Below are 25,321 nucleotides of genomic sequence, written 5' to 3' on the forward strand. Positions count from 1 at the left end.
CAAATGATCCGCGACCAAGGGTTTGCATCCAAGATCTGGCGTTTTGCCGTCTGGGCCGTTTCCGCGCTCTTCATCCTTAATCTGCTTGCTGTGATTTGCGTCGTGATCATCAACTCGTTTTCCACGCGATGGCTTGGGACCTGGATGCCTGCAGGATGGACGACGCGCTGGTATTCCAGCGCCTGGAAGGAGTTTCAGCTGTCGAACGTCGTTCTCGTCACTTTCGAGATCGCCTTCGTGGTCGTCATTATCGCGGGCCTGCTGGGTGTTATGACCGCCTACGCATTGGCACGACGCGATTTTCCCGGCAAACGGCTGATCATTCTTCTCTTTCTCTTGCCATTGCTTATCCCCCCTCTGACCTACGGCATCCCGCTTGCGACAGTGCTCTATCAACTGGGACTAGGCGGGACGTTCTGGGGAGTGGTGTTGATCAATCTCGTGCCGTCCTTCCCCTTCGTCGTCCTGGTCATGATACCGTTCATCGAGCAGATTGATCCGCGCATCGAGGCGGCCGCCCGAGTATTCGGGGCAGGAACAACGAGCCTCTTCGTGCGTATCCTTATGCCGCTGCTGCTTCCTGGGATGCTGGCGGCGCTGCTCCTCGTTCTTGTGCGGACGCTTGCGATGTTCGAGCTGACCTTCCTGATCGCTGGACCGCAAACGCAGACGCTTGTCGTGTCGCTCTACTATGCAGTCTTCGCATCGGGCGTGCGCGCCGGCCAATCCATCGACGCGATGGCAGTCGTCTACATGGTCACCACGCTCTTCTGGCTCATCATCGCGCTACAATTCGTCAACCCGACTCAGATCGTCGCAAGAGCAAAACAGCAGTCTTCCCACTGAGGTCAATGCATCCTGTCGCTTTTGTTGCACGCCATTCCAATCCGCGGCACCATGTCAACAAATGCCCGGCCGTTGGCCGGAGCATCCCGACCTCACCCCATTTTTCGGCCAGCCCCATCGGCAGCGCGCACAAGCGCCATCAGCATCGGACCAAGCGAAAACTCACCGCGGCTTGCCCGTGCCGTCAAATCTCGCAGGTAGGCTCCCGCGGAATTGATGTGGCCGCCACGTTCGAGAATGCAGGCGACAACGGCCGCCGCGTTCTCCTGTCCCATAACCTCGCAGGCCTGCTGATAGGCCGAGGCGCTGATACCAAGCATCGATCTTGCAACGACGGCCGCGTTCATCATGTCGCGCCAGCTTCCGATCGAACCGCCGGGACCATAGGGCACGATTTCATGGCAGGCCCGAAGCACCAATCCCAAGGGGAACGACTTTATCGGCTCGCTGTGTGGCTGCGGCTTCTTGCTCGGCTTCGCCTCCTGCTCTTTATCAGAGCGGGGTTCAAGTTCATTGATGGATTCGGGTTTTGAATTCTGTATGTGGCACTCATTTTGAGCACCATTGGTGCTATTATTTCGAGTTTTTTCCTGAAACTCCAATCTGTTGAGGATTTCCTCGCGAAGCAGCGTCAGTTCGTCGAGAATTTCGGTGACCTGAACCAGCGATGGGGAACGCGGGATACGAGCAACGAGCGTGATATAGACGGCCTCGATCGACCCCCAGTCGCCAGGTGCACCCTCCTCCATTGCTGCCGAAATCAGCTTGCGGACGTCGCGACGGCAGATGGTGAGGTTCTCCTTGGCCCGTCGGAGCGCCATGCGTTCAGCGACCACATCCTGCGCCAACAGCGCCAGTTCCTCGGCCCGCATCAGCATTGGCGAGAGATCGAAACCAAAGGCATTCTCGATAGCGCCGGATTTGTCCTTGCGCGCGTAGCGCTTTCCATTCGCGCTGTCGCGTCGCAGGATCAATCCCGCCTCGACAAGCAATGCCAGATGCCGACGCAGCGTTGCGCCGGCGATACCGTGGGCACGAAGCGCCAGCTGCGCGTTTGACGGAAACACCACGAGCCTCTCATCCTGGCGAAGTTCATTCTCCGGATAGAAGCTAAGCAGCGCGTCGAGGACCGCCAGGCTGCGATCTTGCAGGCCAAGCACTTCGCGGGCCTCGGAGGCGTCGCGAAAAACCTTCCATTTGTCTGCCGACTTGCCCTGCTGGATCTCAGCAACGGCCGTTTGCCGTTTTACCACGGCAAGCGTCACTGGCCGCCGCCCGAAGGGCGTCGTCACATGTCCACCTTGCATTTCTCTCACCCTCAAAAGGCAAAAGAAATCCGCTCACCAGAAACGGTGCCAAAAACGCTTGACTGGGATTCGGGGAAATGCGATTCTCTAGTTGTCACACAGAGAGAGAGGCTTCCACGACGGCAACGTTTAGGGGGCCTTTTTCTTTTGCAGCTCTTCCTTTCTTCAAAGCGCAAAGCCTGACGGCTCTGCCTGTAAATCTTCTTAACCGCGTTGGCGGGCAAAGCGCTCGGCAAGCGCCGGCAGTTCCGCCTCGATAAACTTCAGGAACTCTGGTCCCAGCGCACCGTCGGCCGTGATCCGAACCTCTTTTGCCGATGCAACATAGGCGCCCAGAGGCGCTCCGTTACCACCAGCAATCGATGTCGGTTCGCGACGCGGGCTCGCTGCAGGCTTGCCGGCCTGCAAGGCCCTGATAAAGCGTTGGTCCGACCCCTCGGGGCGGCCATCGTTGTCAGCCAAGACCGCCTTGATGGCTGCCAGACTGGTCGCATCGTCAGCCAGGGTCTTGGCGAACTCGACCCATCGCGGTCTGCCGATCTTGGGAGCACGGCCGATCGCCTCGATCACGTCGATCGGAATCGATCGATAGACGCTGCGCATCCGCGCCATTTCGGCGTCGTCGATTGAAAGCGCAGCCTTGATGTCACGAGGCTTGATGCCTGCTTCGTCGAGACGCGCCGCAAACAGCGCCCGCTCGATCCAGGTAAGGTCCTGGCGGCTGGCGTTTTCGATGCCTTGCGCCAGAATAAGGTCGGTGTCGGAAATCTCGACCTCGACAGCAAGAGCAGGGCGGCCAAGCGCTGCTAGCGCCTGCCAGCGGCGGTGACCATAGACGACCTGATAGCGACCAGGCGACACTGGGTGTTTTCGAACCTGGATCGGAACCTTCTGGCCATCGGTCTCGATCGAGCGCTTGAACGCCTCGAAGCTCGTGGCGTCATCATCGGGAAGACGGTCCGGGTAAGGCGAGGGATCGATCAGCGACGTGTCGATCTCGCGAACGGACAGGCCGCCCGACTCGACCAGTGCCTTCAGGCGATCCCGTTCGGACCGGATGTCATCGATGGCGCGGTGCGCCGCACCGATCACGCCTGCACCCACGCGCGCTGCCGGGGCAGGGGCGGGCGCCGCGGGCTGCTCGGCTGCCGGCGGGTGGTCGGCTGCCGGCGGCTGGTCGGCGCCGAGTTCCGCCGAAATCAGTCCGAAACTCGCGACAAGGGATTTGCGTTGCGGTTTTGTCATGGACGCCCCCAGCTATCGTTGATCAGCCGCATGATCCCCTCGTTGACCGCATCGACCGCCTCGCGGGCGCGTCGATGCGTGTCGCGACCAATCTGTCCCATTTCGAGCTCGTAGATCGAGCGCTTCGCCAGTCCCGCGGCCTCGACAGCGGTGCTTTCGATTGCAGTGGGCAGGAGGACATCGGAGCCGAAGAGATGACGCAGCATCGCAACGATTTGCGATTGCGGGGCATCGTTTGGGTCATGGCGGGTCACGAGGTAGCGGATGAAATCCTGGTCGAGCTGGGCGCCGTTCTCGTTGAGGACGCTGATTAGGTCTCCCATCATCAACAGGAACTGGCTCATCGATGCGACATCGAGCATGGCCGGATGCACGGTGATGATCATGCTGGTCGCAGCATAGATCGCGCTCAGCGTCAGAAAGCCGAGGGAAGGGGGCGTATCCAGAATGACGACATCGTAATCGTTCTCGACTTCAGACAAAGCAAGCTTCAGGCGCTCGAAGAAGATCGCGCCGGCGCTCGACTTCTGCGCCAGCACCCGAGGGGTTTCATGTTCGTATTCCATCACCTCGAGGTTGCCGGGGATGAGATCGATACCGTCGAAATAGGTCTTGCGAATGATGTCGCGTATCGGGCGACGCTCGTTTTCGTCATAGCGCAATGCCGCGTAGATCGTTTCGTTTGCACCGACATCGACCTCGGGCTGGGCGCCAAACAGCGCCGATAGCGAGGCCTGCGGATCAAGGTCGAGTGCCAGTACGCGGTAGCCATGCATGGCAAGATAATGGGCGAGATGCACGCAGGTGGTCGTCTTCGCGCTGCCGCCCTTGAAGTTGGCGATCGCGAGAACCTGGAGGTGCTCGCCCGGACGCCGCCGCGGCAAAAAGCGCAAGGCGTCAGCAGGCTTCTGTGCTGCGAACAGTTCTCGCAGTTCGTTGATCTGCGCCAGCGTATAGACGCGGTGATTGTTTTCGAGCCTGCTCGGAACCGGCCCACGCCCTTCCGAGGACATCAGCTTCAGCGTCGAATCCGGAATGGAGGTCAGCTTCGATACTTCATTGGTCAGGAACGGCCGCAGCATCTTTTCCGACTTCGGGGGATACATGCGCGTTCTGAGCTGCTGCAGCTGACCAGAAAGAATGCTTGCATGGCGCAGGATCTTGCTGCCAGCATCCTCTTTCGCGGTAACGACTGTCTCGACTCGATTTGCTATCGCCATCCATCCCTCTTAGCGGTCCACCACCGGTTTGCCGGTCATTGCCCGCCAAAGCTAGAACATGATTCGCAAAAAGCGTCCAGAAGTTTAGAGTTAACCGACAGTTAGCAGGTTGACGGCAAAATCGACCGACACCGCGCACCGCCCTCTCCTTTTATCTCATTTAATCAAATAGTTACCTGGCTACTTGTGGCCGTTATGCGCCAAGCTGTTTTCTTGTGGACCTGTCGCGACCGCAACGCGCAGCAGTTGATCGAGCACGCCTCAGCGGTTGTGCCACTGTTACGGAATCACAAGCGTGCCGACCTGCCCAATTCACATTCCCGCGACCATAAACCATCCGTTAAGACACTGTTGACCATAATTATCGCCAAGCCGGCGTTGCCAATGCGCGTCCTGATTTCACTTTACCCTGGACGAGTCTCGTGTTCCTGCATCATGCCTTTTTGTCGATCCCGGCCAATGCCGTGGCCTTCATCCTTTCGCTCATCGCTCATCGTATGGCGCTGATCGGCTTGCTGATTTTCGCCGGCATCGCGGGAACCACACAGGCCGCAGCCGAGGACCGGGCGCTGAAGCTCTTCTTCACCCACACCGGCGAGAAGGCGACGATCGTATTCAAGCGCAATGGAAAGTTCGACCCGAAAGGCCTTGCCCAGATCAATCGCTTCCTGCGCGACTGGCGAAAGAACGAACCGACCAAGATGGATCCAAAGCTGCTCGATCTCGTCTGGGAGGTCTACCAGCGCAGCGGTGCGAAGGAGTCGATCCACGTGGTATCGGCCTATCGCTCGCCTTCGACCAACAACATGCTCCGGAATCGGTCGCGCAACACCGGCGTCGCCAAGCGCAGCCAGCACATGCTCGGCAAGGCGATGGATTTCTACATTCCGGGCGTGAAGCTTGCGACATTGCGCGGCCTGGCCATGCAGATCCAGGCTGGTGGCGTCGGCTACTACCCCACCTCGGGCTCGCCATTCGTCCATCTCGATGTCGGCAATGTGCGCGCATGGCCACGCATGTCGCGCCAGGAACTGGCGCGCTTGTTTCCTGACGGTCGCACGCTGCATCTGCCTGCTGACGGCCGGGCTTTGCCGGGCTATGACCTTGCTCTCGCCGACCAGAAGAAGCGCGTCCGTACGCGCCCCATCGAGATTGCGCGCAACACCGGCGAAGACGACGAAGTGGGTACTGATACCCCGTCTGTCGATCTCCCCAGCCGCCTCGTCACCGCCATGTTGCCGACGCCACGCAGCCGCGCCCGCGAAGGGTTGGCGATGCAGCTTGAAGCGAAACCAACGCTGGTAGACACCGGCAAATCGAAGATGCCTGACCTTGCCGCTCTGGCAATCCCATTGCCGACATTTCGTCCACAGGTGGACAGCATGACGGTCGCATCAGTGCCGCCCAAGGCACCACCGGTCATGCTGGCAAGCCTCGTCATCGGCAAGAGCGCCACCGGAGCGCTGCAGATCACCAGCCAGGGCAGGGGTATAGCCACAAGCCAGCTGGCGCCGATGGCACCGGCCCCGAGCCCACTTGCTACGACGTTGCCGCAGCTTTCGGCCGGCGTTGGCGCAACGTCCACAAAGGCACTCCTTGCCTGGGCTTTGCGTGCGCCGGGTACGGCGATGGAAATGACGGCGCCTCGCCTGCATGGTGTCGGCGTCGACGCGGACCCTGATGCCGACGACGAAGAGTTGGATCTTGTCGACGACGAATTCGATACGGAGCGGTTTGCGATCGACGGCTGAGCCGCACAGGCGTAACCGTCATAGAGTGAGCCCATGGATATGAAGACCTCCCTGAACCATAACGCCATGGCGGCCGTGGGCTACATGGAGCCCTGGAGCGCGAAGGCGGGGTCCGACACGCGGGCCTTCATCTCCTCCCGTGATCCAGACGCGGCAATTGCGGTCGTGACACTCGATCGCGACCAGGAAATCGTTGTCGACTGGCCGATCGAGCGGCATAAGCCGGCCTTGTCAGTTCAAGCTTACAGCCTGGGATCCTGGATCGAATTGCCGCCTTGCATCAGCAGCGCGTCGAGAATGGATCTGACGATCGAGATATCGTTCAGTCCGAATGCCAAGGCGAAGCCGGTTATCTCCTTCGGCTCATTCCTGCTCAGTCTCGAGCCGGACGGCACCCTGCTCGCAAACGACTATCTGCTCGCGAAAATCAGGCAGGAGCGTTGGTACAGGATTACCGTCTCGCAAACCCCGGCGAACATTTCCTGTACCGTCAGGCTCCATGACGGCGACAATGTCGGCAGCTGCACGATCTTCGATGAAGCGCAGCCTGGAAATGTAAGGATCGGGGCAGCCCCTGGCCAAGACAAGGCTACGCTCAACGCAAGACTGGGACGTCTTCTTGTCGAGACCGACGAGACCACGCTGGAGTGGCATTTCCCGACCAGAGGCATTGTCACCTCCCTAGCGCCCATAAGGGGCGAGAACCCCGTCAACGGTGACGCCGCGCTTACCATCCATAATGCCCCGACATTCGCAGTCGCCTCCGCCCGATTCACGGGCGACGTCCACGATCCGAGGCTTGCACCAGATCACTTCGACGCGATCGCTCTCCATGACGATGATTTCGGTGGTTTCGACTGGGCACCCGATTGCACCATCAGCATCCCGCCAGACGCCCGTTCTGGCGTCTACGCGCTCACCATCACGACCAGCGACAGCGTCGAGAAGTTGCCGTTCTTCGTTCGGCCCAGCGAGCCCCGCTCGACGGTCGCGGTACTGCTGCCCACCGCCACCTATCTCGCCTATGCCGACGAACAATTGCCTCCGCAACGCTACCCCTGGCAGGGGAGCGATCGTGGCCATCTCTTTGCCATCGATAACAACTTCCTCAGCCTTTACGACACCCATAGCGACCTCAGCGGCGTCAGCCTGACATCGAGCCGCCGACCGCGCGCGACACTGCGCGACGACTATCACTACCCCCTGTCGAATTGCCCGCATCTGCTTCCCGTCGATCTCCAGCTCCTGAAATTCTGCGGGCGCCATGCGATCGACGTCGACATCCTGACCGACCATGACCTGCATGCCGAAGGATTTGCGAGCCTCGAGAGATATCAGCTGCTCTTGACCGGCAGCCATCCGGAATACTGGTCGTCGGACATGATGGCGGGGCTTGATCGCTACGTTCAGTCGGGCGGGAGCGTGGGCTATCTCGGTGGCAACGGATTTTACTGGGTTGTCGCGTTCCAGGACGACAAGATGGAATTGCGACGTGGCAAGAACGATATCTGGCCCGGCCGACCGGGCGAAATCCATATGGCGATCACCGGTGAGCCCGGCGGCAATTGGGAAGACCGCGGACGCCATCATCCGCAGCAGCTCTTCGGCGTCAGCTATGTGATCATGAGCTTCGGCCCCTCACGCCCTTATCGGCGCCTTGAAGGCAGCTACCATTCCGACTTCGCCTGGATCTTTGATGGCGTCACATCCGACGTGTTCGGGCAGCAGGGAAGCGTTCTCGGTGGGGCCGCAGGCTATGAGGTCGATGCAATTCTGCGATCGGCGCGCACGCCGGAAAATCTCGTAAGATTGGCTGTTGCAGACGATTTCGATGCAAGCTTCCAGGTCAGGCCGGATCTCTGGGTGGCCGATGGCGAGAGCGAGCGTGCGGCACTTCGCCGATCCGACATGACGGTCTATCGTCACGAGGCGGGCGGCTTCGTCTTTTCCGCAAGCTCGGTTGCATGGCTCGGTGCCCTGCCTGGGCCGGGAGAGGAGAACGATGTCGGCCAGATCATGAAAAACCTGATCGGCAAGTTCAAGGCTTCACGCCAGACGGCAATTTGGCCCGGGGCAGATCCGTGAGCAACCTCCCACGGATCTGCCCCGGATCGAACTAGTGCTCGTCGGCCCCCTGCGAACCGGCGCGGATTGCGGCCAGCACATCCTTCTGCAAGGCGATGAACTCGGACGAGGCGATCATGTCCTGATTGCGCGGGCGCCCGAGGCCCACATGGAAGGTCGTGTTGATGCGGCCGGGATTGATGCTCATCGCGATGATGCGATCGGAGAGATAGACGGCCTCTTCCACATCATGGGTGACGAAGAGGACGGTCAGCCGGTGCTCTTCCCAGATCTGCGTCAGCAATTCCTGCATCTGGTGGCGCGTCAGCGCGTCCAGAGCGCCGAAGGGCTCGTCCATCAACAGCATCTTCGGTCGATAGGAGAGGGCGCGCGCGATCGCGACGCGCTGTTTCATGCCACCGGAAAGCTGCGACGGGAAGGCATCGGCGAAACGATCGAGCTTTACGAGGTTGATGTGATGGCGGGCAATCTCCCGGCATTCGGCACTTGAATGGCCGGCCGCCTGAAGGGCGAACTCGACATTCTGTAGCGCCGTCAGCCAGGGCAGCAGCGTATAGGACTGGAAGACGACGCCGCGATCCAGTCCGGGGCCGACGATCGGCGCGCCATCGGTGAGCAGCACGCCGTTATCGAACCCCTGCAGGCCTGCCACGATCGACAGCAGCGTGCTCTTGCCGCATCCAGACGCGCCCACCAGCGACACGAACTCGTTGTCGGCGAGCTCCAGATTGATATCGCTGAGCGCATGGACACGGCTCTTCGAGCCGACATACCACTTGTTCAAGGACTCGATTTTAAGTTTCGGCTCGATCATTTCCTGGATCATTTCAATGTCTCGACGAATAGCGGAAAAAGACGCGCTCGAGGGCTTTCATGCTCTGGTCGGTCAAGAGGCCGAGCACGCCAAGAAGCAGGATGTAGCCGATGATCGTCTGTGTCTGGAAATAGCGCTGCGATACGACGATGCGATATCCCAGTCCCGAGGTTGCGGCGACGAGTTCGGCCAGAACAAGCCAGGTCCAGGCCCATCCAAGGCTGATGCGCAGGGTGTCCCAGATGCCCGGGAGAGAGGATGGCAACACGATCCGGCGCAGAATCTGCGTTTCGGACAGGCCCAGTGTGCGGCCAAGACCGACAAAGTCCGGTGGTACCCGCTTCACGCTGTCCATCACCATCAGCACCTGCTGGAAGAAGGTCCCGATGAAGATGATGACGAATTTCTGGATGTCGCTCGTTCCGGCCCACAGGATGGTCAAGGGCACGAATGCGACGACGGGCATGTACCGGACGAAGTCGACGAATGGCTCGATCGCCGCTTCCCAGGTCTTGAAGCATCCGATCATGATGCCGATCGGGATTGCCAGGGCCGAGGCGATCGCAAAGCCGATCAGCATGCGGTAGATGCTGATGCCTGCATCGCTCAGAAGCGTTCCGTTGAGCGTCAGTTCGACCATCTTGTCCCAAACCGCGGCCGGGCTAGGCAGGAAGATCGGCTTGACCCAACCGGTCGTGGTCGACAGCCACCAGACAACGAACAGCAGAAGAAAGACGGTGAGCGCGATCAAGACATAGGTGCGACCGTTGAGCGGGTCACCAATGCGAAATGCGCTCGGTGGTCTCCCGACGCCCGCGCGCGACTGCGCGCGGGGTCCCTTGGTGGATGAGGTCAGTCCTTGGGAGGCAGACATTCGGTATTCCCCTGGGCGGTGGTTACTTGTTCGAAGCGTCGACGAACGAAGGATCCAGCATCTGCTCGACGGAAACGTCCTGGGTCAGGATGCCAGCGGTCTTGGCGGCTTTCTGGACGTCGACGAAGGTCTTGGTCTTGAAGTCGCCGGCAAACGCCTTGTTGGCTTCAGCCGTGGTGTAATACTGGACGCCATCGAATGCGGTTGCGAGGTCCTCAGGCGAAGCGCCGACAGCCTTCGCGATGATCGCGCGGGAGTCCGCCGTATTTGCCTTGTACTCGGCAAGCGCCAAATCCCAGGCCTTCAACATGGCAAGAACCTGGCCCGGCTTGGACTTCAGCACGTCGTCACGAACGACGAAGACGTCGGAGACGAGACCCGGATCCTCACCCGCCGCAAACAGCAGCTGGACGTTCTTGTCCTGGGCACGTGCAGAGGAAATGTAGGGCTCGTATGTCACGGCGACGGGAACGCGTCCTGCAATCAGCGCAGAGCCTGCGTCGGCAGCCGGCATCGGCACCTTGGTGATATCGTCAATCGTCATGCCGTGGCTGGCGAGCGCGTAGTTGAGCAGGATGTCGCTTGTCGTGCCTTCTTCGTAGGCAACGTTCTTGCCCTTGAGATCGGCAACGCTCTTGATATCGCTACCGGCGATGATCGCATCGGCGGACAAGCTGAAGTCGAGAAGCGAGACGATCTTGACCGGAAGACCGGCCGCAACCATGGCCATGGCGGTGTGGGTCGCGATATTGGCACCATCGAGCTGGCCGCTGGCGAGGGCCGCATTCAGGTCCTTGTCTTCGGTGAAGTTGACCAGTTGAACGTCTTCCAGCTTTGCGGCCTTGAACAGGTCCTTGGCAGCAGCGACGTGCCACTGGCCATAGCCGAGCCATGGCTCGATACCGAGCTTGAACGTGCCCGCTTCCGGTTGAGTCGGGATGGTATCGGCGGCACTTGCCGGAATGGCATGGGCGAGGGCACCGATAACGCCAAAGGCGATGGCGGCGCGGGAGATTTTGCTCTTGATCGACGAGTATTTCATGGAAACCCCTTTCTGACGATTAACGTTGGCTGGCTGCGTAAGCAGCAACTTCATTCGCGTCTTTTTATTGCGCCCGGACATGAAGAAAAGCTCCCGGACGCGTGTTTGTATTGCGGTATTTTCCCTAGACGTTGCAAACCCTTAATGCCGTCACTGCCACAAATTGTCGTGGCGGGCCGACTTGGGCGGAACATCCCTATTCCAATCGCGGTCGTTGCGCGACCGAAGTGATGGATATTTCACTCCCTGAAGACGAACTCCGCTCCTCTTTCCTTCAACTCCGTGATCGAGTTCACCCCCATCAGGCTCATGCTGATCGACATTTCGCGCGCAAGGATCGATATGGCCTCGGCAGCACCTTGTTCGCCGTTGGCGGCCAGGCCGTAGGTATAGGCGCGGCCGAGCATCACGCCGTCTGCACCTTGCCCGATCGCCTTGATGATGTCGGTTCCTCTTCGGATGCCGCCATCGAGCATCAACGTGAAGTCGGTGCCGACAGCGGCGCGGATGCCGGGCAGCGCAGCAATGGTGCTGGTCGCCCCATCCAGCTGCCGGCCGCCATGATTGGAGATGACGACGCCATCAGCGCCGACCTCACGTGCCTTAACTGCGTCCTCGCCGCTGAGGACGCCCTTTATGACGAGCTTGCCCATCCAGCGCTCGCGCAGCCAGGCGATGTCCTTCCACGACAGTTTCTTGTCGATCCCGCGCGACAGGTTGGCCGCCTGTTCCAGCGCCCCCTTGCCGAACTCAGGACGATGCTCCACGGCCCGCACGCCCGGCATGCCGCGCGCCGCGACATCCAGAAGCCAGCCCGGTTTCCTCGCAAGATTGAGGAACATGCGGGGCGTGACGCGGGTGAGTGAGCGGAATCCGTTGCGAACATCGCGCTCGCGAATGGCAGTAATGGCGGTATCGACGGTGACATAGAGGGTGTCGACGCCGGCTTCGATCGCACTTGCGATCAGCTCGTCGCAGAGCGAACGATCCTCGAGGACATAGAGCTGGAAATGCAGGGGACCGTTCGTCGCGCGCCGGATGTCAGCGAGCGACGCAATGGAAAATGTCGACAACGCAAAGGGGATGCCGGCGGCATGGGCAGCCTTGGCGGCCTTCTGTTCGCCATCACGCGCATAAAGCCCCAGAAAACCAACCGGGCCGAACATGAAGGGGAGGGGATAATCGCGGCCAAGATAGGATGTCGACAGGTCTGGCTCGCCATGCTCTCCCAGAACGCTCTGCCGCAACCTGAGCGCTGAAAAATCCGTCCGGTTGCGCGAGTGTGTCTCCTCCGCGAAGGAGCCTCCGTCGATGTAGTCGAAAAAGATCTTCGGCAGCCGGCGGCCGGCAGCGACACGAAGATCATCGATATTGACGATGGCCATTTCAGTTCCGCTCCGGATCGATCATGTCAAAGAAGCGGGTCATCACATCCTCGCCGGCAACAGGCGCGCTGCCGGTCATCACGGCAACGGAAAAACCGATCAGCGATGAGGTCGGATTGTGCGTGGTGGCGCCAGCGCGCAGGTTCATCACCAGTGTCGGGCACAGGAAGAGGCCAAGTCGCACGACCTCACGCCAATCGGCGGGCAGCATCCCTCTCGCCTTGAGGTCCTGCAGCAGGGGCTTCCACATGGCGCTAGCCTTCACGTCGAGCAAGGCCTTGCGAACCGGGCTGAGGCGCCAGTCGAAATCGGCAAACAGCCGTCCGTTCTCATGGCGTGCCGTAGCCTTGAAGGTTTGCTCGGCGACCGTGGGGTCATAAAGCCAGAAGGGATGGGCGAGGATGTTGTGAAATGTCGTCTTCACCTCGGCGAGAAGGGTCGGGATGTGCTCGCCGGCAAAGGCAGGATCAAAGAACGACAGGTAGGCCTGATCGCCGTGACGGGAGTACCAGACATTGGCATTATGCGCATCGCCATGAGCGGTGACGCCACCGGCGTCGGCCAATCGCGACGGCGCTAGCCTATTGTTGGCCGCGTCGAAAAGCTCGCCGATCGTCCGTTCGTATTCGACGCCGCCGATCACGAAGCGTGCCGCGGAGAATTCCTCCCAGGAGAGCTTTGCGCCGGGAAACTCAAACTCCTTCCCCACGTAGAAGCTGGCGAGGCGTCCGCCGGGATAGACGGCGTTCGGTGCCGTGATCAGGCGATCATGGAACAGCCGGTGCACGGGCTCGCCGGCGACCTGCACCTCGGTGACGGGTTGCAGCGTCTTGAGGTAGACGGAAAGCACGGTCTGGTTCAGCCGCTCCTCGGCAGCAACCGCCTGCTCTGCCGTCTGGTCGTCATGCTCGACATCGAGCGCGCGCAGCACGTCTGAAAAGCGTGGGTCCGACCTTCGCTTGTAGACGAGTATCTGTTCGCCGGGCAGCGTCGACATCATCAGCGGCTGATCGACGGGAAGCCCGGCCCGAGCGATGATGTCGGCGCGATAGTATTCGCCGCTCATCGCCTCTTCGCCCTCTTCCTGATGGAACTTGAAGAAGTATTGCTGGTCTGCGTCGTCGAAAAAGCCGTTCAGGGAGTTCAGGCTATATTGGTCGTAGTTGATCGCCACGTTGGTGGCGTTCACCTGGAACAGGTCATGGAGAAGCCCGGCGAGCAGCTTTTCGGCGACGCCATCGCGCTTCTTGGCGTGATCCCTGATTGTCGCGGTTCGGCTTGTATTGTCGGTCATGAACTCTGCTCTTCAATGGGAATGGGCGTTACGTCTTGGTGTCAGGGGTTCTTCTTGGCGGGGGCCATATATCGGCTGCCGAGCGAATAGCGGCTGCCGACATGCGTGAATGTATTGACGGTGGCGATCGTCGGGCCCGTCCAGGTCTTTCGATAGAGAACGAGACAGCTGTCGCCCTCGCGCATGCGCAGCAACCGGGCATGTTCGGCCGTTGCCGGCAGAGCGCTGATCAGGTGCTCGACTTCTGTCATGGGCGTGCAGCGCTGGAGATACTCGTAGGTGGCGATCGATGTGAAATCCTGTGCCAGATAGTCCGGCACCAGCGCCGTATTGACGTAGCGTTCCTCCAGCTGCACCGGAACGTCGTTTTCATAGTGAACGACGAGGGAATGATCGACGGACTGCTTCTTGTTGAACTCGAATGCCAGAAGCAGCTCCGGTTCCGGCCGCTCGATGCGTTCGAGCAGGATCATCTCGGCCCGATGACGGCTGCCGCGCGCCTTGATCTCGGTGATGATGTTGCTGATCTCGATCAGGGTCGATTGCGCTCTCGGCGGAGCGACAAAGGTTCCGACCCCCTGCACCCGGTGTAGGTAGCCTTCCGATGTCAGCTCTCGAAGCGCCCGGTGGACGGTCATGCGCGAGACGCCAAGCGATGAGACGAGCTCGTTTTCCGAGGGAAGCCGGCTGTTATGCGCCCACTTGCCACTGCCGATATTGCCGAGCACGAAGTCCTTGACCTTCTCGTAGAGCGGAGAGGCAGTGTCGGAAAGTGCACTCAAAATCTTGGCTCCATCTCAAAAGACCCAACTACAGGCGGTCGATACGTCATTCGGCGATCCGAACGATGGTCTTCAGCTTGTCGGTCTGTCCGTCGAGCAGTTGTTGGTAGGCGCCCGGCACCTCATCGAGCGACGACAGGACATCGCTGAACTGCTGGAGTTCAGCTTCCAGCTGCGGCAGGAGGGAAACGGCCTCGGCAAGCTCGTTCTCGTAGGCATGACATCCCAGCATCGCGATTTCGCGCTCCACCAGAATATTGGGATCGAGGTTGAGGCGTCCGTGGCTGATGCCGACGAGCGCCAGCACGCCGCCGCCGGAAAGCAGGCCCAGGGCCTCGCCGATCGCGCGGGTACTGCCGGTGGCATCGAGCGCATAGCGCAGCCTTTTGCCCTTCAACCTTGCTTCAATTCCGGTGGGTTCCAGATCAACGACGCTCCCGCCGCAGATGTCGGCAGCCATGCGGGCCCGATCAGCCTTCAAGTCGGCAAACAGCAATTCGCCTTCGTGGAGGCGAGACAGCAGCAGGCCGCTCAGACCACCGATCGTCCCACAACCGACCAACAGCACAGGCTCGCCAGCCGGCGCGTTCAATCGGCGAACGGCGTGCAGCGCGACAGCCAGTGGCTCGGCCATGGCGGCCACCCTCGGGTCCAGCGACGGCTCATGCTTGATCACAAGCCGGGCGGGAAGCTGGACGGCTTCGGCAAAGCCGCCGTCGCACACTTCTCCGACGAAACCCAGATGTTCGCAGACATTCGTCCGGCCGGAGGCGCATGCCGGGCAGGTGCCGCAATAGACGCGCGAGTCAACCGCGACGCTGTCTCCGACAGCAAGACCTTCCACGCCGTCGCCGACCGCCGAGATCCGACCACAGAACTCGTGTCCCGCCGTCGACGGGCGTCGCGAGATCCACTGTCCCGTGCGGAAATTGTGGAGGTCGGAGCCGCAGATCCCTGCGGCCCTTACCTCGATGTTCACGTGGCCGGCCGGCGGTTGAGAGGGCCGTTCGACCTCCTCGACGCGCAGGTCCATTGCATCGTAAAGGCGAACTGCCTTCATCGATCAGCCTCCGAACTTCAGGTAGGCATCGCGCACCGGCGAGACCGCGTTGGCATGCGAGGAGAAGCCTTCGTAGACAGCCAGCTTGTGCGCGTTCTCGGCAAACAGCGGGTAGGCAGGGGCAGTGACGTAACCGATCGAGCTGCGCTTGACGAAGTCGGTGACCGAAAGCGGACCGAATGTGCGGGCCCAGCGGCTGGTCGGAAGAACGGCATTCGGCCCCAGGCAGAAGTTGCCGATGCTGACTGGCGTATAAGGTCCCATGAGGATCTCGGCCGCCTCGGTGATGTGGCCGAGATGGGAGAAGGGGTCGCGGGACAGGATTTCCAGGTGCTCGGGGGCATAGGCATTGACGAAAGCGTAGCTTTCCTCGACCGACGAGGTCAGGACGACGCCGCCGCACTTGCCGGAGAGCACCGTGCTCGAGAAATTCACCCGCTGCTCAGTCATGCGGGCCCAATGTTCCGGCAGCGCTGCCAGGGCTTCTTCGGCAACGCGGCGGCTGTGGGTAACGAGATAGGCCGATGAATCCGGGCCGTGTTCGGCTTCGATCAGGAGATCGAGCGCGGCAAGACCGCCGTGAACCGTGTCATCTGCGAAGATCATCGCTTCGGAGGGACCGGCTGGAAGTCCGGTGTCGATGACGCCGGCCAGACTGCGCTTGGCGGCCACGACCCATGGGCTACCGGGGCCGACGATCTTCAGCGCCGGCTTGATCGTCTCCGTGCCATAAGCAACAGCGGCGACTGCCTGCGCACCGCCGACCTTGTAGACGGTATCAACACCCGCCAGACGCGCCGCGACGAGCGTTGCCGCATCGACACTGCCATCGGGGGCCGGCGGCGTAACGATAGCGAGGTGCGGAACACCAGCGACGACGGCCGGCACCGAGGTCATCATCGTGACCGACGGAAAGGAACCCTTGCCGCGCGGCACGTAGAGCGCCACCGACTGGATCGGCGTGAAGCGGTCGCCGGCAAAGGCGCCGGGACGGACTTCCTTCAGCCACATGGCCTCGGGCTTCTGCTCCTCGTGGAAGACGCGGATATTCTCGATACCGAATTTGATGGCATCGATCACATCGTCGCTGACGAGCTTGAATGCGGCATCGAATTCGGTCTCGGTGACCTTGATGTTCGCTTCCGAAAGGTCTGCCTTGTCAAGTTCGCGGCCAAAGCGTGCAACGGCGCTGTCGCCTTCAGTACGGACAGCCTCGAGGATCGGCCTGACTTTTTCTATGAAGCTCGAAATATCGGTTTCCGAACGGCGCAGAAGGGCGCCTTTCTCTTCCGGGCTGAGTTTCGAATATTCGTAGAAGGACACTTCAGTCATTTCACATACCCTTTTTGAGGCCACTGGCGAGGCAGAATGGCAGGCACACTGAGGCAATCGCCAAGGCCTTCAGCCCAAGCGGTAAACCGTATTGGAATCCGGTTCCTATTGCGCAGCCGCGAGGCGTGAGCAAGGTCGTCCCGGTTCGTTTTCACGCATTAAATGTCAAGGCGCCATCAGCCGCCTTGCGAGTCAGCCTATGGCTTTGTTGTTCCGCTTTTATTGCTTGTCTTTAGATGTATATACATGTGCATTCATGTCAAACGCTTTTTGCACCGCTGCCTATTTTTTATATGGAGGCCAAAAAACCGCCATCGACGGGAAGGCAATGACCATTGATATAGCCAGCCGCGTCACTGACAAGGAAGACGACGGCGCCGCCGATGTCGGTCGCCTCGCCAAACCGCCGTTGCGGGATCTTCTCGAGCATGCGCGCCTGCCAGGCGCTGTCCCGGTAGAAACCTTCCGTCATCGCCGTGCGGAAATAGCCTGGCGCCACGGCATTGACGCGTATCCCAGACGATGCCCATTCGGCCGCAAGTGCTCTCGTCATGCCCAGAAGCCCCGACTTCGACGAGCCGTAAGGGACCGCGGTGGGAATGCCGACAAAGGAGGTGAGGGAGCAAAGATTGACGATGCTGCCGCCGTTGGCCTGCGTCGACATCCGCCTGGCGGCCGCCTGCGCCCAGAAGAAGGCGCCTTTCAGGTTCGTGCCGATAATCTGGTCCCAGAGCGCCTCGTCGACATCGAGCGAAGGCGAGACCTGCTCCATTCCGGCATTGTTGACCAGAATGTCGATCCGACCGGAAAGCGCCGCGAACTGATCAAGAACCCGCTCGATGGAGGGCACGTCATTGACGTCTTGCGAGGCGGCGAAGCACTTGCGTCCCCGCGCCTCGATCAACTGCTGCGTCTCGGCAAGCGAGCCTTCATCGCGCGCCGTGATGCATAGATCAGCCCCCGCATCGGCGAGCGCCAGCGCGATCGCCTGACCAAGTCCTCGGCTCGCGCCTGTGACAACTGCAACTCTTCCCTCAAGGCTGAAGATATTCCCGGTCATCGTGCTCTCCTGCGGCATTTTCACGAATAGAAACAGCTTTTCGATTTTATGTCTATACATTATCGACAAGCCGGACGATTGCTCCTATGGTCGGCGTGGCGTTCCAACCTGGAGATCGAAATGTCTGATATGCGGAAGCTGATTCGTGAAGAGGTGGTTGGCATACCGCCCTACAATGCAGGCCTCACCCTCGAGGAAGTCCGTCAGCGCTATCAGCCGGTGTCGATTGCAAAACTCGGCTCGAACGAAAATCCGCTCGGTGCCCCCGACGGCGCGTTACGGTTCGACGGCGGGCTCCATGATCTGGTGCGCCTCTACCCCGACCCGAAGGGCAGGGAGCTTTGCCAGGCGATTGCCGACGCCTTGAACGTCACGAGCCCCCAGGTCATCCTCGGAAACGGATCGGAAGACCTGATCGGCGTCATATGCCGCGCCGTCGTCCGCCCCGCGGATACGGTCACGACGCTCTATCCATCCTTCCCGCTGCACGAGGATTACGCCGCCCTGATGGGTGGCAAGCTGGAGCGCATCGAGGTCCTGCGCGATCTCACCGTGGATGTGCCGGCCTTGATCGAAGCGGCAAGGCGCAAACCGAAGATGATCATGTTCGCCAACCCGATGAACCCGGTCGGCAGCTGGATTGGCGCCGGCGCATTTCGCGATTTCCTCGATGCAGTCGATAGCGAGACCTTGCTCGTCGTGGACGAAGCCTATGCCGAATATGCGAGCGGCGACGATTATATCTCGGCGGTCGATCACCTGGCAGGAACCGACAAGAACTGGGTGGTGCTCAGGACTTTCTCGAAGGCCTTCGGCCTTGCGGGCCTGAGGATCGGCTTTGGCATCACCTCCAACGCCGCGCTGCGCGAGGTTTTCGACCGAGTACGTACGCCATTCAACACCAATGCCATTGCCCAACACGCAGCGCTCGCCGCGCTCGCGGACAATGAGCATCTGCAGCGGACGGTCGAATTGGCACGAAACGAACGCGAGCGCCTAGCCACCGGCCTCGTTGCCCTCAATCTCAAAGTCGCGCCCTCGAAGGGGAATTTCCTGTTTTTCGATTGCGGCACCAACGCGGTAGAGGCCGCCGAAAAGCTCTTGGCCGAGGGCGTCATCGTCAAACCCTGGAAACAGAAGGGCTATGAGAACTTCATCCGCGTCAGCATCGGCTCACCGGCCGAAAACGACCACTTCCTGCGAGCGCTGACGAAGGTACTTGGCTGACAGCAAGCTGCGGCGCTCTGAATAGAGTGGCAGCGCCAAGCATGCTATTTTATTTTATTTCCTGAGACTGGTGGACAACAAGCCCGCAAGCCAGAAAGGGCGGCGGATATCTTTTATGCCGCCGTTCCCCTTAGCAGCTCCTCAGAATTGTATTCGGCGACGGGTTGCAGCCTGAGACTTGCAAGGAGCCGTAAGTTGCGAGATCATCCTCACTCAAGCTGCCCCCAACGATAGGACGACCCATGCCTGTAAAAGTTTTGTTGGCCGTAGTCGCATTGTCTGTTCTGTCCCTATCGGGATGCGCGACGGCAGGGTCGGCAGGAAATACGACCTACGCGACTCCGGCCGGAATCGGACCCGTTCGCGGCGGCAACAACAACTTCTACTAGCCCTTATCTCTCCAGTCTCTCCCGCCGGCGCTTACGGCACGGATTGGTTTTTGGCCGGGTGCGCGCACCCCGGACGCATCTCCCGTGGAGCGTCGGCGCATCCTTAAGAGCCGGACTCGTCCCCATCTTCGCTCGTGACAGGGCATGGATCATGACGCTTGGGCATCACATCACGCTCGCGCTTGAGACGAGTGACCCTCGGGAAATTCGGCGCAACTTCATCAGAAATAGCTAATTTCATCAATGATTTGTTAACCGCCACTTTCATAGTTTGACAGCTATAGGCTGCATGATGCGGCATTTCTCATTCATTTCCCTTACTTGCAGTTTCAGTAACCGAGCTTTTCATGACTTCGATCCTAACGAACACGTCGGCCATCGCTGCTCTCCAAACCTTGCGCTCAATCAACTACGGGCTGCAAGGCACGCAGGGACGTGTTTCGTCAGGCCTTCGCGTTGAGAAGGCGTCGGACAATGCCGCGTATTGGTCCATTGCCACGACGATGCGGTCGGATGGCAAAGCCATGTCTGCGGTAACCGATGCTCTCGGCATGAGTTCGGCGAAGGTCGATACGGCCTATTCGGCCATGTCGTCGGTTGTCGATCTGCTCGGCGAATTCAAGGCCAAGCTCGTCGTGGCGACAGAGGACGGCGTGGATCGGACGAAGGTGCAGGATGAGTTGGACCAACTCAAACAGCAGGTGGTGAGCGTTGCGCAGGCTGCCAGCTTCAACGGAGTGAACTGGTTGAACACCGACATCCTTGATATGGAGGATCCGGAATACAGTTTGACGAATGTCGTATCATCGTTTGTCAGATCCGGTGGGTCCGTGTCACTCGAGACGGTGGACGTTGATCAGGCTAGGACCGCGCTGTTCAATACCAGCGGAAAGGGCATTCTCCAGGCGGAGGCGGGTGGGCCATCGGCTCTGCTCGGCGGGTTGGAACGAAACCCGACGGCATCGGGGTCATGGGGTAGAAGCTACCACTTCCCGGGGGATATCGTCTTTTCTCCCAGCGATACCCTCACCTTCGATTTGACGCTCGACGCGAATGGCTCCTCGGCGGGCCAGACATACAACGTAACGATCGACTACGACCTGATAAATCGTGCGCTCCACCGGAATGACGGCCAAATACCGGGGCCCGGGGATCTGCAGACGGTCCTTTGGACTTTCTTCCAGGAAAACAGCGTTCCAGCTACCACGTCGAGTGGAGGCTCTATCTGGAATAACATCGGCTATGTGACGATCTGGTCGCTCGGCGTACCAGGCGAGCCCGAAAACGATGTTCAGATTTCCAACGTCTCTTCTTCTTTGCCAGGCGGCAACGGGATGGGACTCGAAAACGCTTCGACAGGAACAAACTCCAAACCGTACGCCTCCGGTTCAGTGGAGTTTCGCGAGCCATTCTTGATGAGCGACACAGATTCCATATCATTCGACCTGCAGGTCAGCGACGGAACGGCCGTCTCTTACACGTTGACACGCGCCGATGTCGAGGCAGCGCTTGGGAACGGCGATGGGATCATTGCAACCTCTTCAGACATGGCGACCTTGCTTAGCTACAAGCTTGCCGGACAAGGCCTTGTCTTCACGGGGGGCAGCGCGGGCGTCAGCATTTCCGTTGACCCATCGGTTCACCCGGAGACAGGGTCGCATTCGAACTACACATTCTCGAATGTCCATGGTTCCGTTACGAGCTCCGATCTCGATTTTCTCTCCATCGACGTGACGGGCTCCGCCAACGTTGGCTGGATGCTCGTCGGGCTCGAGGGCATGCTCCAAGACGTTGTTGCCGGCGCTTCGTACTTGGGGGCAATGGAGAAGCGGATAGACCTTCAGTCGGAATTTTCGCTCAAGATGACAGACACGATAGCACAGGGCGTAGGACGATTGGTTGATGCCGATATGGAGGAGGAGTCATCGAGACTTGCCGCCCAGCAGACACAGCAACAACTCGCGATCCAGTCTCTATCGATAGCAAACGCGGCACCGAAGGGCGTCCTGACCCTATTTGGATAACAAGAGCGACGCAGAGCGCGCTGCGCGCTCACGCGCATGCGCGTCCCGCCCCAATCAGGGCCTCATCAGTCGTCGGTCGAGTCCTGAAGCCGCGTCAAAAGTTCGATCAGCTGAGGTGCCAGCTCTCGAACTTCTCTTAAGTGGACCTGGCTTAGCTGCTGAAGGATCAGGTCGGCCTTTGCCGTCAGTTCGAGCGTTTGTTTCCGGCGGTCGGCTTCGTCCTGGCGGCGATCGACCAGGCCTGCCTTGGACAATCGTCCAACGAGTTCGGTGGCGGAGTGGGGTGCTATCAGCAGCCTCTCCGCCAGCATCCCGACGGTCATGCGCTCACGATCGGGATGCCCCTTGATAGCAAGAAGCGCCTGGTGCTGCTGGGGCGGAAGCCCAGCTTCCTGCGCCGCCGAGGCGCTGAAGTCCATGAAGCGCCGGAGCGTGAACCGCAAATTGGAGAGCGCCTGATAGTCGGCGTGGCTGAGCTCGGCGTCGGTCTTCATCTCTTGTTCGCTTTCACTGCATCCATGCGATTCTGCTCAGCTTCTGCCGGTCCTGCAGCACGCGCAGAGCATGCATCAGGTCCGGTGCCATCTCCCTGATTTCATATAGATGAGCTTGCGAGAGCCGGTCCAGCAAAGTTTCCGCAGCATTGCATAGGCTGAGCAATCTCTGCCTGCCATGCGTTTCAACGAAGACGAACTCCCTGGCTGCCAGCCCGCCGACCAGCGCACCGACCGCCTGGCGATCCAGGAGCAGGCGCTCACCAAGCACCGCAAGCGTCATCGCCTTTCCATGCCCCTTTATTGCAAGGAGTGCCTGGTGCTCCTGTGGCGCCAATCCAAGCTTCAGCGCCTCCCTCGCGCTGAAATGCCGAAACTTCCTGATCCTGTAGCGCAGGTTCGCCAGCGCGTCCCAATCCACTGTCTCATCATGGATCCCATTTTTCATCGATATCTCCGTCACGCTTGTTTTATATCGTACTACGATATAATAGGCGGTCCGAATTCATCCGCAACGGCCAAACTCATTCTCACGGAGAAACCATGCCCCACCCGCAGCCCTCGAAGGGGAAGCTGTCGAAGCAAAGGGACTTCACCGCCGGCGTCGACCGCAGGCAAGCCGGCGATTTCACCACCGATCGTCGCGTCCTGATCCTCATCGCCATGGCGATCGTCGTCGGAACTGCTGGCGCCTTTGCAGCCGACATCTTGGTCAGTCTGATCGCGATCGTCTCCAACCTCGTCTGGTTCGGCCATTTCGCTACTGAGATGATACCTCCATGGCAGGCGCCGCGGTCCGTCTGGACCGTGATGGCGCCCGTATTGGGTGGTATCGTCATCGGCCTCATGGCGCGCTTCGGTTCCGAGAAGATCAGGGGACATGGCATCCCCGAGGCCATCGAGGCGATCCTTCTTGGCGGCAGCCGCATGTCGGCCAAAGTTGCGGTCCTGAAGCCGCTATCGTCGGCAATCTCGATCGGAACAGGCGGCCCCTTCGGTGCGGAAGGACCGATCATCATGACCGGCGGCGCCATAGGATCCCTGTTTGCCCAGTTCTTCCACATGTCTGCTGCTGAACGAAAGACGCTGCTGGTGGCGGGTGCCGCAGCGGGCATGACGGCGATCTTCGGCACGCCGATTGCCGCCGTGATGCTGGCGGTCGAACTTCTGCTGTTTGAATGGAAGCCGAGGAGCTTCATTCCCGTGGCCGTGTCGGCCTGCGTTGCCGTGTGCTGGCGCCCTCTCTTGTTCGGTGCGGGGCCTCTGTTTCCTGCCAACGTCGCGTCGTCATTGCCGTGGTGGGGCATTCTCCTTTGCGCAGCGATGGGCATCGTGTCGGGATTGCAGTCCGGTCTCTTGACGACGCTTCTCTACAAGATCGAGGACTTGTTCGAGAAATTGCCCTTCCATTGGATGACTTGGCCGGCAATCGGCGGCTTGGTCGTCGGGCTCGGCGGGTTGATTGAACCACGCGCCCTCGGGGTCGGCTACGACATTATCGACGGATTGCTGCACAACCAGCTTGCCGTTTCGGTGGTTGTCTCCATCCTGATCGTTAAGACCGTCATCTGGCTTTTTGCCTTGTCATCAGGAACGTCAGGCGGTGTTCTTGCACCCCTTCTCATTTTCGGCGGGGCGCTGGGCTGGCTCGTTGGCCTCGTCATGCCCGTGGGCAATCCCGGGTTCTGGGCACTGCTCGGAATGGCCGCAATGATGGGCGGCACAATGCGCGCGCCGCTCACGGGGACCTTTTTCGCCGTCGAGATTACTGGCGACGTCAATGCCCTCGTGCCGCTGCTCACCGCAACGGTGGTCGCCTATGCCGTCACGGTTCTTCTGCTGCGCCGCTCCATCCTCACCGAAAAGATTGCCCGTCGCGGCCAGCATATTTCCCGCGAATATGGCGTCGATCCCTACGAACTGACCCGAGCCCAAGAGATCATGATCCGGAAAGTGGACACGCTGCAGGCGAGCATGACCGTGGCAGAGGCCTGCGCCTTCTTCGCCAGTGGAGCACGGCATCGCAGCTATCCCATCATCGACGATCAGGGCATCTTCCTGGGATTGATGTCGCGCTCGGATGCGCTTCGCTGGCAGATAGACGAGGAATTTCAGGAGCAGCGTCTCGCAGACGTGGCACTCGACGGCTCGCTTCCCACCGGCCACCCTGAAGACACCGTCGGCTTTATCGCTGACCTGATGATCAGCTCCGACAGCGGACGCATCCCGATCCTCGAACCACTGTCAGGGCGCTTGGTCGGCTTGATCGCAAGAAAGGACCTCCTGGCCCTGCGCAGTTCATTCCGCTCACTTGAACGCGACCGAAATGCCTTCCTGCCGGCGCCGCGAAGCTCGGTTGCGAGGTAGGCGAGCAGCCGTGCGGCGTCTGTTCGCTGCACGGCCGCCTGTCGCCGCGGTTCACACTTCGATTACATGGGGCACTCGTCGTCACGGACCGGCAAACGACGAGATTGCCTCGATGACGATTACCGCTGACGCCGCACCCGGGTCGACATGACCGAGCGAGCGATCACCAAGCCGGGAGGACCGCCCTTTGGCCGCCACCATGCCTTTCGTCGCCTCGCAGCCATCGCGGGCGGCGCGGACGGCTGCGTCTAGGCACGACGCAAGGGCTTCTCCGTTGGCTCGCGCCTGAAGGGCTGCCTCTGCGGCCGGCTTCCAGGCATCGACCATCGTTTTTTCTCCGATCTCGGCCTTGCCGCGATCCTGGATGCCTTGGGATAGCGCGCAGAAAGCGGTCAGGAAGTCGTCGTCCGACAATTCCTCCTTGCCCTTGACGGCGGCGCCTGCGCGCATGAAGGCAGTTGCATACAAGGGGCCGGACGAGGCACCGATCGCGTTCAGAAATGCCTTTGCAGCAGCGTTGAACGCGGCCGTCGGCAGGGTCTGGGCGCCATCGAGCGAAACGAGCGCCGTGGCAGCGGCGTGCCAACCACCTTCCATGGCAAGACCGTGATCGCCATCGCCTATGACGCCGTCCAGCTCGCACAACCAGTCCCGCTTTTTCGCGATCTCGTCTGCGATGAGCGAAAACAGCCGTTGCAGGTCATCGGTATTGATCGGCATCCA

21 protein-coding genes are annotated in these 25,321 nt (G+C 60.3%); 6 read left to right on the forward strand and 15 right to left on the reverse strand.

The annotated features are described in order from the left end of the window. Positions 1–3: 3 nt before the first annotated feature. Positions 4–846 carry an ABC transporter permease gene (locus A6U87_RS13270; RefSeq protein ID WP_065691735.1) on the forward strand — a complete coding sequence of 281 codons (843 nt, stop codon included), beginning with the start codon at positions 4–6 and terminating at the stop codon, positions 844–846. Between the two features lie 92 nt (positions 847–938). Here the strand turns inward: A6U87_RS13270 and repC are convergent, their stop codons facing one another. The 3 genes from repC to repA all read right to left on the reverse strand — a co-directional run bounded on the left by repC (position 939) and on the right by repA (position 4,618). Further along, positions 939–2,153 (reverse strand): plasmid replication protein RepC, encoded by a 1,215-nt coding sequence (gene repC, locus A6U87_RS13275; protein ID WP_065691736.1) that lies wholly within the window; start codon positions 2,151–2,153, stop codon positions 939–941. A 204-nt stretch (positions 2,154–2,357) separates the two neighbouring features. Then, the gene (gene repB, locus A6U87_RS13280; protein ID WP_065691737.1) at positions 2,358–3,398 is read right to left on the reverse strand and encodes a plasmid partitioning protein RepB; all 1,041 of its coding nucleotides are present in this window, start codon (positions 3,396–3,398) and stop codon (positions 2,358–2,360) included. Next, positions 3,395–4,618 carry a plasmid partitioning protein RepA gene (gene repA / locus A6U87_RS13285; protein ID WP_065691738.1) on the reverse strand — a complete coding sequence of 408 codons (1,224 nt, stop codon included), beginning with the start codon at positions 4,616–4,618 and terminating at the stop codon, positions 3,395–3,397. The genes repB and repA overlap by 4 nt, the downstream gene beginning before the upstream one ends. A 422-nt stretch (positions 4,619–5,040) precedes the next feature. Between repA and A6U87_RS13290 the strand changes: the two genes are divergently transcribed. Both A6U87_RS13290 and A6U87_RS13295 read left to right on the forward strand, forming a co-directional pair. Then, positions 5,041–6,369, forward strand: a complete 1,329-nt coding sequence (locus A6U87_RS13290; protein ID WP_244499483.1) for a DUF882 domain-containing protein — start codon at positions 5,041–5,043, stop codon at positions 6,367–6,369. Between the two features lie 33 nt (positions 6,370–6,402). Next, positions 6,403–8,454 (forward strand): N,N-dimethylformamidase beta subunit family domain-containing protein, encoded by a 2,052-nt coding sequence (locus A6U87_RS13295; RefSeq protein WP_244499484.1) that lies wholly within the window; start codon positions 6,403–6,405, stop codon positions 8,452–8,454. Positions 8,455–8,485: 31 nt separating this feature from the next. Here the strand turns inward: A6U87_RS13295 and A6U87_RS13300 are convergent, their stop codons facing one another. From A6U87_RS13300 to A6U87_RS13340, 9 genes are all read right to left on the reverse strand, one after another. Next, entirely contained in the window at positions 8,486–9,268 is a 783-nt protein-coding gene (locus A6U87_RS13300; protein ID WP_065692202.1) for an ABC transporter ATP-binding protein, read from the reverse strand. A gap of 13 nt (positions 9,269–9,281) precedes the next feature. After that, positions 9,282–10,142, reverse strand: coding sequence for an ABC transporter permease (locus tag A6U87_RS13305; RefSeq protein WP_065691739.1), 861 nt, complete (start codon positions 10,140–10,142; stop codon positions 9,282–9,284). A gap of 22 nt (positions 10,143–10,164) precedes the next feature. Beyond that, positions 10,165–11,184 (reverse strand): ABC transporter substrate-binding protein, encoded by a 1,020-nt coding sequence (locus A6U87_RS13310; protein WP_065692203.1) that lies wholly within the window; start codon positions 11,182–11,184, stop codon positions 10,165–10,167. 239 nt (positions 11,185–11,423) lie between these two features. After that, entirely contained in the window at positions 11,424–12,569 is a 1,146-nt protein-coding gene (locus A6U87_RS13315; protein WP_065691740.1) for an alpha-hydroxy acid oxidase, read from the reverse strand. 1 nt (position 12,570) lies between these two features. Beyond that, entirely contained in the window at positions 12,571–13,863 is a 1,293-nt protein-coding gene (locus A6U87_RS13320; protein ID WP_065691741.1) for a hypothetical protein, read from the reverse strand. Positions 13,864–13,904: 41 nt separating this feature from the next. After that, a complete protein-coding gene (gene hutC / locus A6U87_RS13325) occupies positions 13,905–14,645 on the reverse strand; it encodes a histidine utilization repressor (RefSeq protein ID WP_065691742.1) in 741 nt (246 codons plus the stop codon). Positions 14,646–14,691: 46 nt separating this feature from the next. Continuing rightward, positions 14,692–15,705: a zinc-binding dehydrogenase gene (locus A6U87_RS13330; RefSeq protein WP_065691743.1), complete on the reverse strand. Its 1,014-nt coding sequence runs from the start codon at positions 15,703–15,705 to the stop codon at positions 14,692–14,694. A 3-nt stretch (positions 15,706–15,708) separates the two neighbouring features. Continuing rightward, a complete protein-coding gene (hisD, locus tag A6U87_RS13335; RefSeq protein WP_065691744.1) occupies positions 15,709–17,037 on the reverse strand; it encodes a histidinol dehydrogenase in 1,329 nt (442 codons plus the stop codon). A gap of 289 nt (positions 17,038–17,326) precedes the next feature. Beyond that, on the reverse strand, positions 17,327–18,097 hold the full coding sequence (locus A6U87_RS13340; protein WP_065692204.1) for an SDR family NAD(P)-dependent oxidoreductase: 771 nt from the start codon (positions 18,095–18,097) through the stop codon (positions 17,327–17,329). Between the two features lie 120 nt (positions 18,098–18,217). On the opposite strand from A6U87_RS13340, the gene A6U87_RS13345 reads away from it, so the two are divergent. Together A6U87_RS13345 and A6U87_RS13350 are read left to right on the forward strand one after the other, a co-directional pair. Next, positions 18,218–19,324 carry a histidinol-phosphate transaminase gene (locus A6U87_RS13345; RefSeq protein ID WP_065691745.1) on the forward strand — a complete coding sequence of 369 codons (1,107 nt, stop codon included), beginning with the start codon at positions 18,218–18,220 and terminating at the stop codon, positions 19,322–19,324. Positions 19,325–20,060: 736 nt separating this feature from the next. After that, a complete protein-coding gene (locus tag A6U87_RS13350; protein ID WP_065691746.1) occupies positions 20,061–21,737 on the forward strand; it encodes a flagellin in 1,677 nt (558 codons plus the stop codon). A 65-nt stretch (positions 21,738–21,802) separates the two neighbouring features. Here the strand turns inward: A6U87_RS13350 and A6U87_RS13355 are convergent, their stop codons facing one another. Together A6U87_RS13355 and A6U87_RS13360 are read right to left on the reverse strand one after the other, a co-directional pair. Then, positions 21,803–22,231, reverse strand: a complete 429-nt coding sequence (locus tag A6U87_RS13355) for a MarR family winged helix-turn-helix transcriptional regulator (RefSeq protein WP_065691747.1) — start codon at positions 22,229–22,231, stop codon at positions 21,803–21,805. Positions 22,232–22,244: 13 nt separating this feature from the next. Continuing rightward, positions 22,245–22,679 (reverse strand): helix-turn-helix domain-containing protein, encoded by a 435-nt coding sequence (locus A6U87_RS13360; protein WP_065691748.1) that lies wholly within the window; start codon positions 22,677–22,679, stop codon positions 22,245–22,247. Between the two features lie 95 nt (positions 22,680–22,774). Here A6U87_RS13360 and A6U87_RS13365 point away from each other — a divergent pair, with 95 nt between their 5' ends. Then, a complete protein-coding gene (locus A6U87_RS13365; RefSeq protein WP_065691749.1) occupies positions 22,775–24,598 on the forward strand; it encodes a chloride channel protein in 1,824 nt (607 codons plus the stop codon). Positions 24,599–24,679: 81 nt separating this feature from the next. Here A6U87_RS13365 and dhaL read toward each other — a convergent pair whose 3' ends face one another. After that, positions 24,680–25,318 (reverse strand): dihydroxyacetone kinase subunit DhaL, encoded by a 639-nt coding sequence (gene dhaL / locus A6U87_RS13370; protein WP_065691750.1) that lies wholly within the window; start codon positions 25,316–25,318, stop codon positions 24,680–24,682. Between the last annotated feature and the right edge of the window lie 3 nt (positions 25,319–25,321).

Origin of the sequence: Rhizobium sp. AC44/96 (assembly GCF_001692185.1) — a bacterium.
In the GTDB taxonomy this organism is placed as follows: Bacteria; Pseudomonadota; Alphaproteobacteria; order Rhizobiales; family Rhizobiaceae; genus Rhizobium.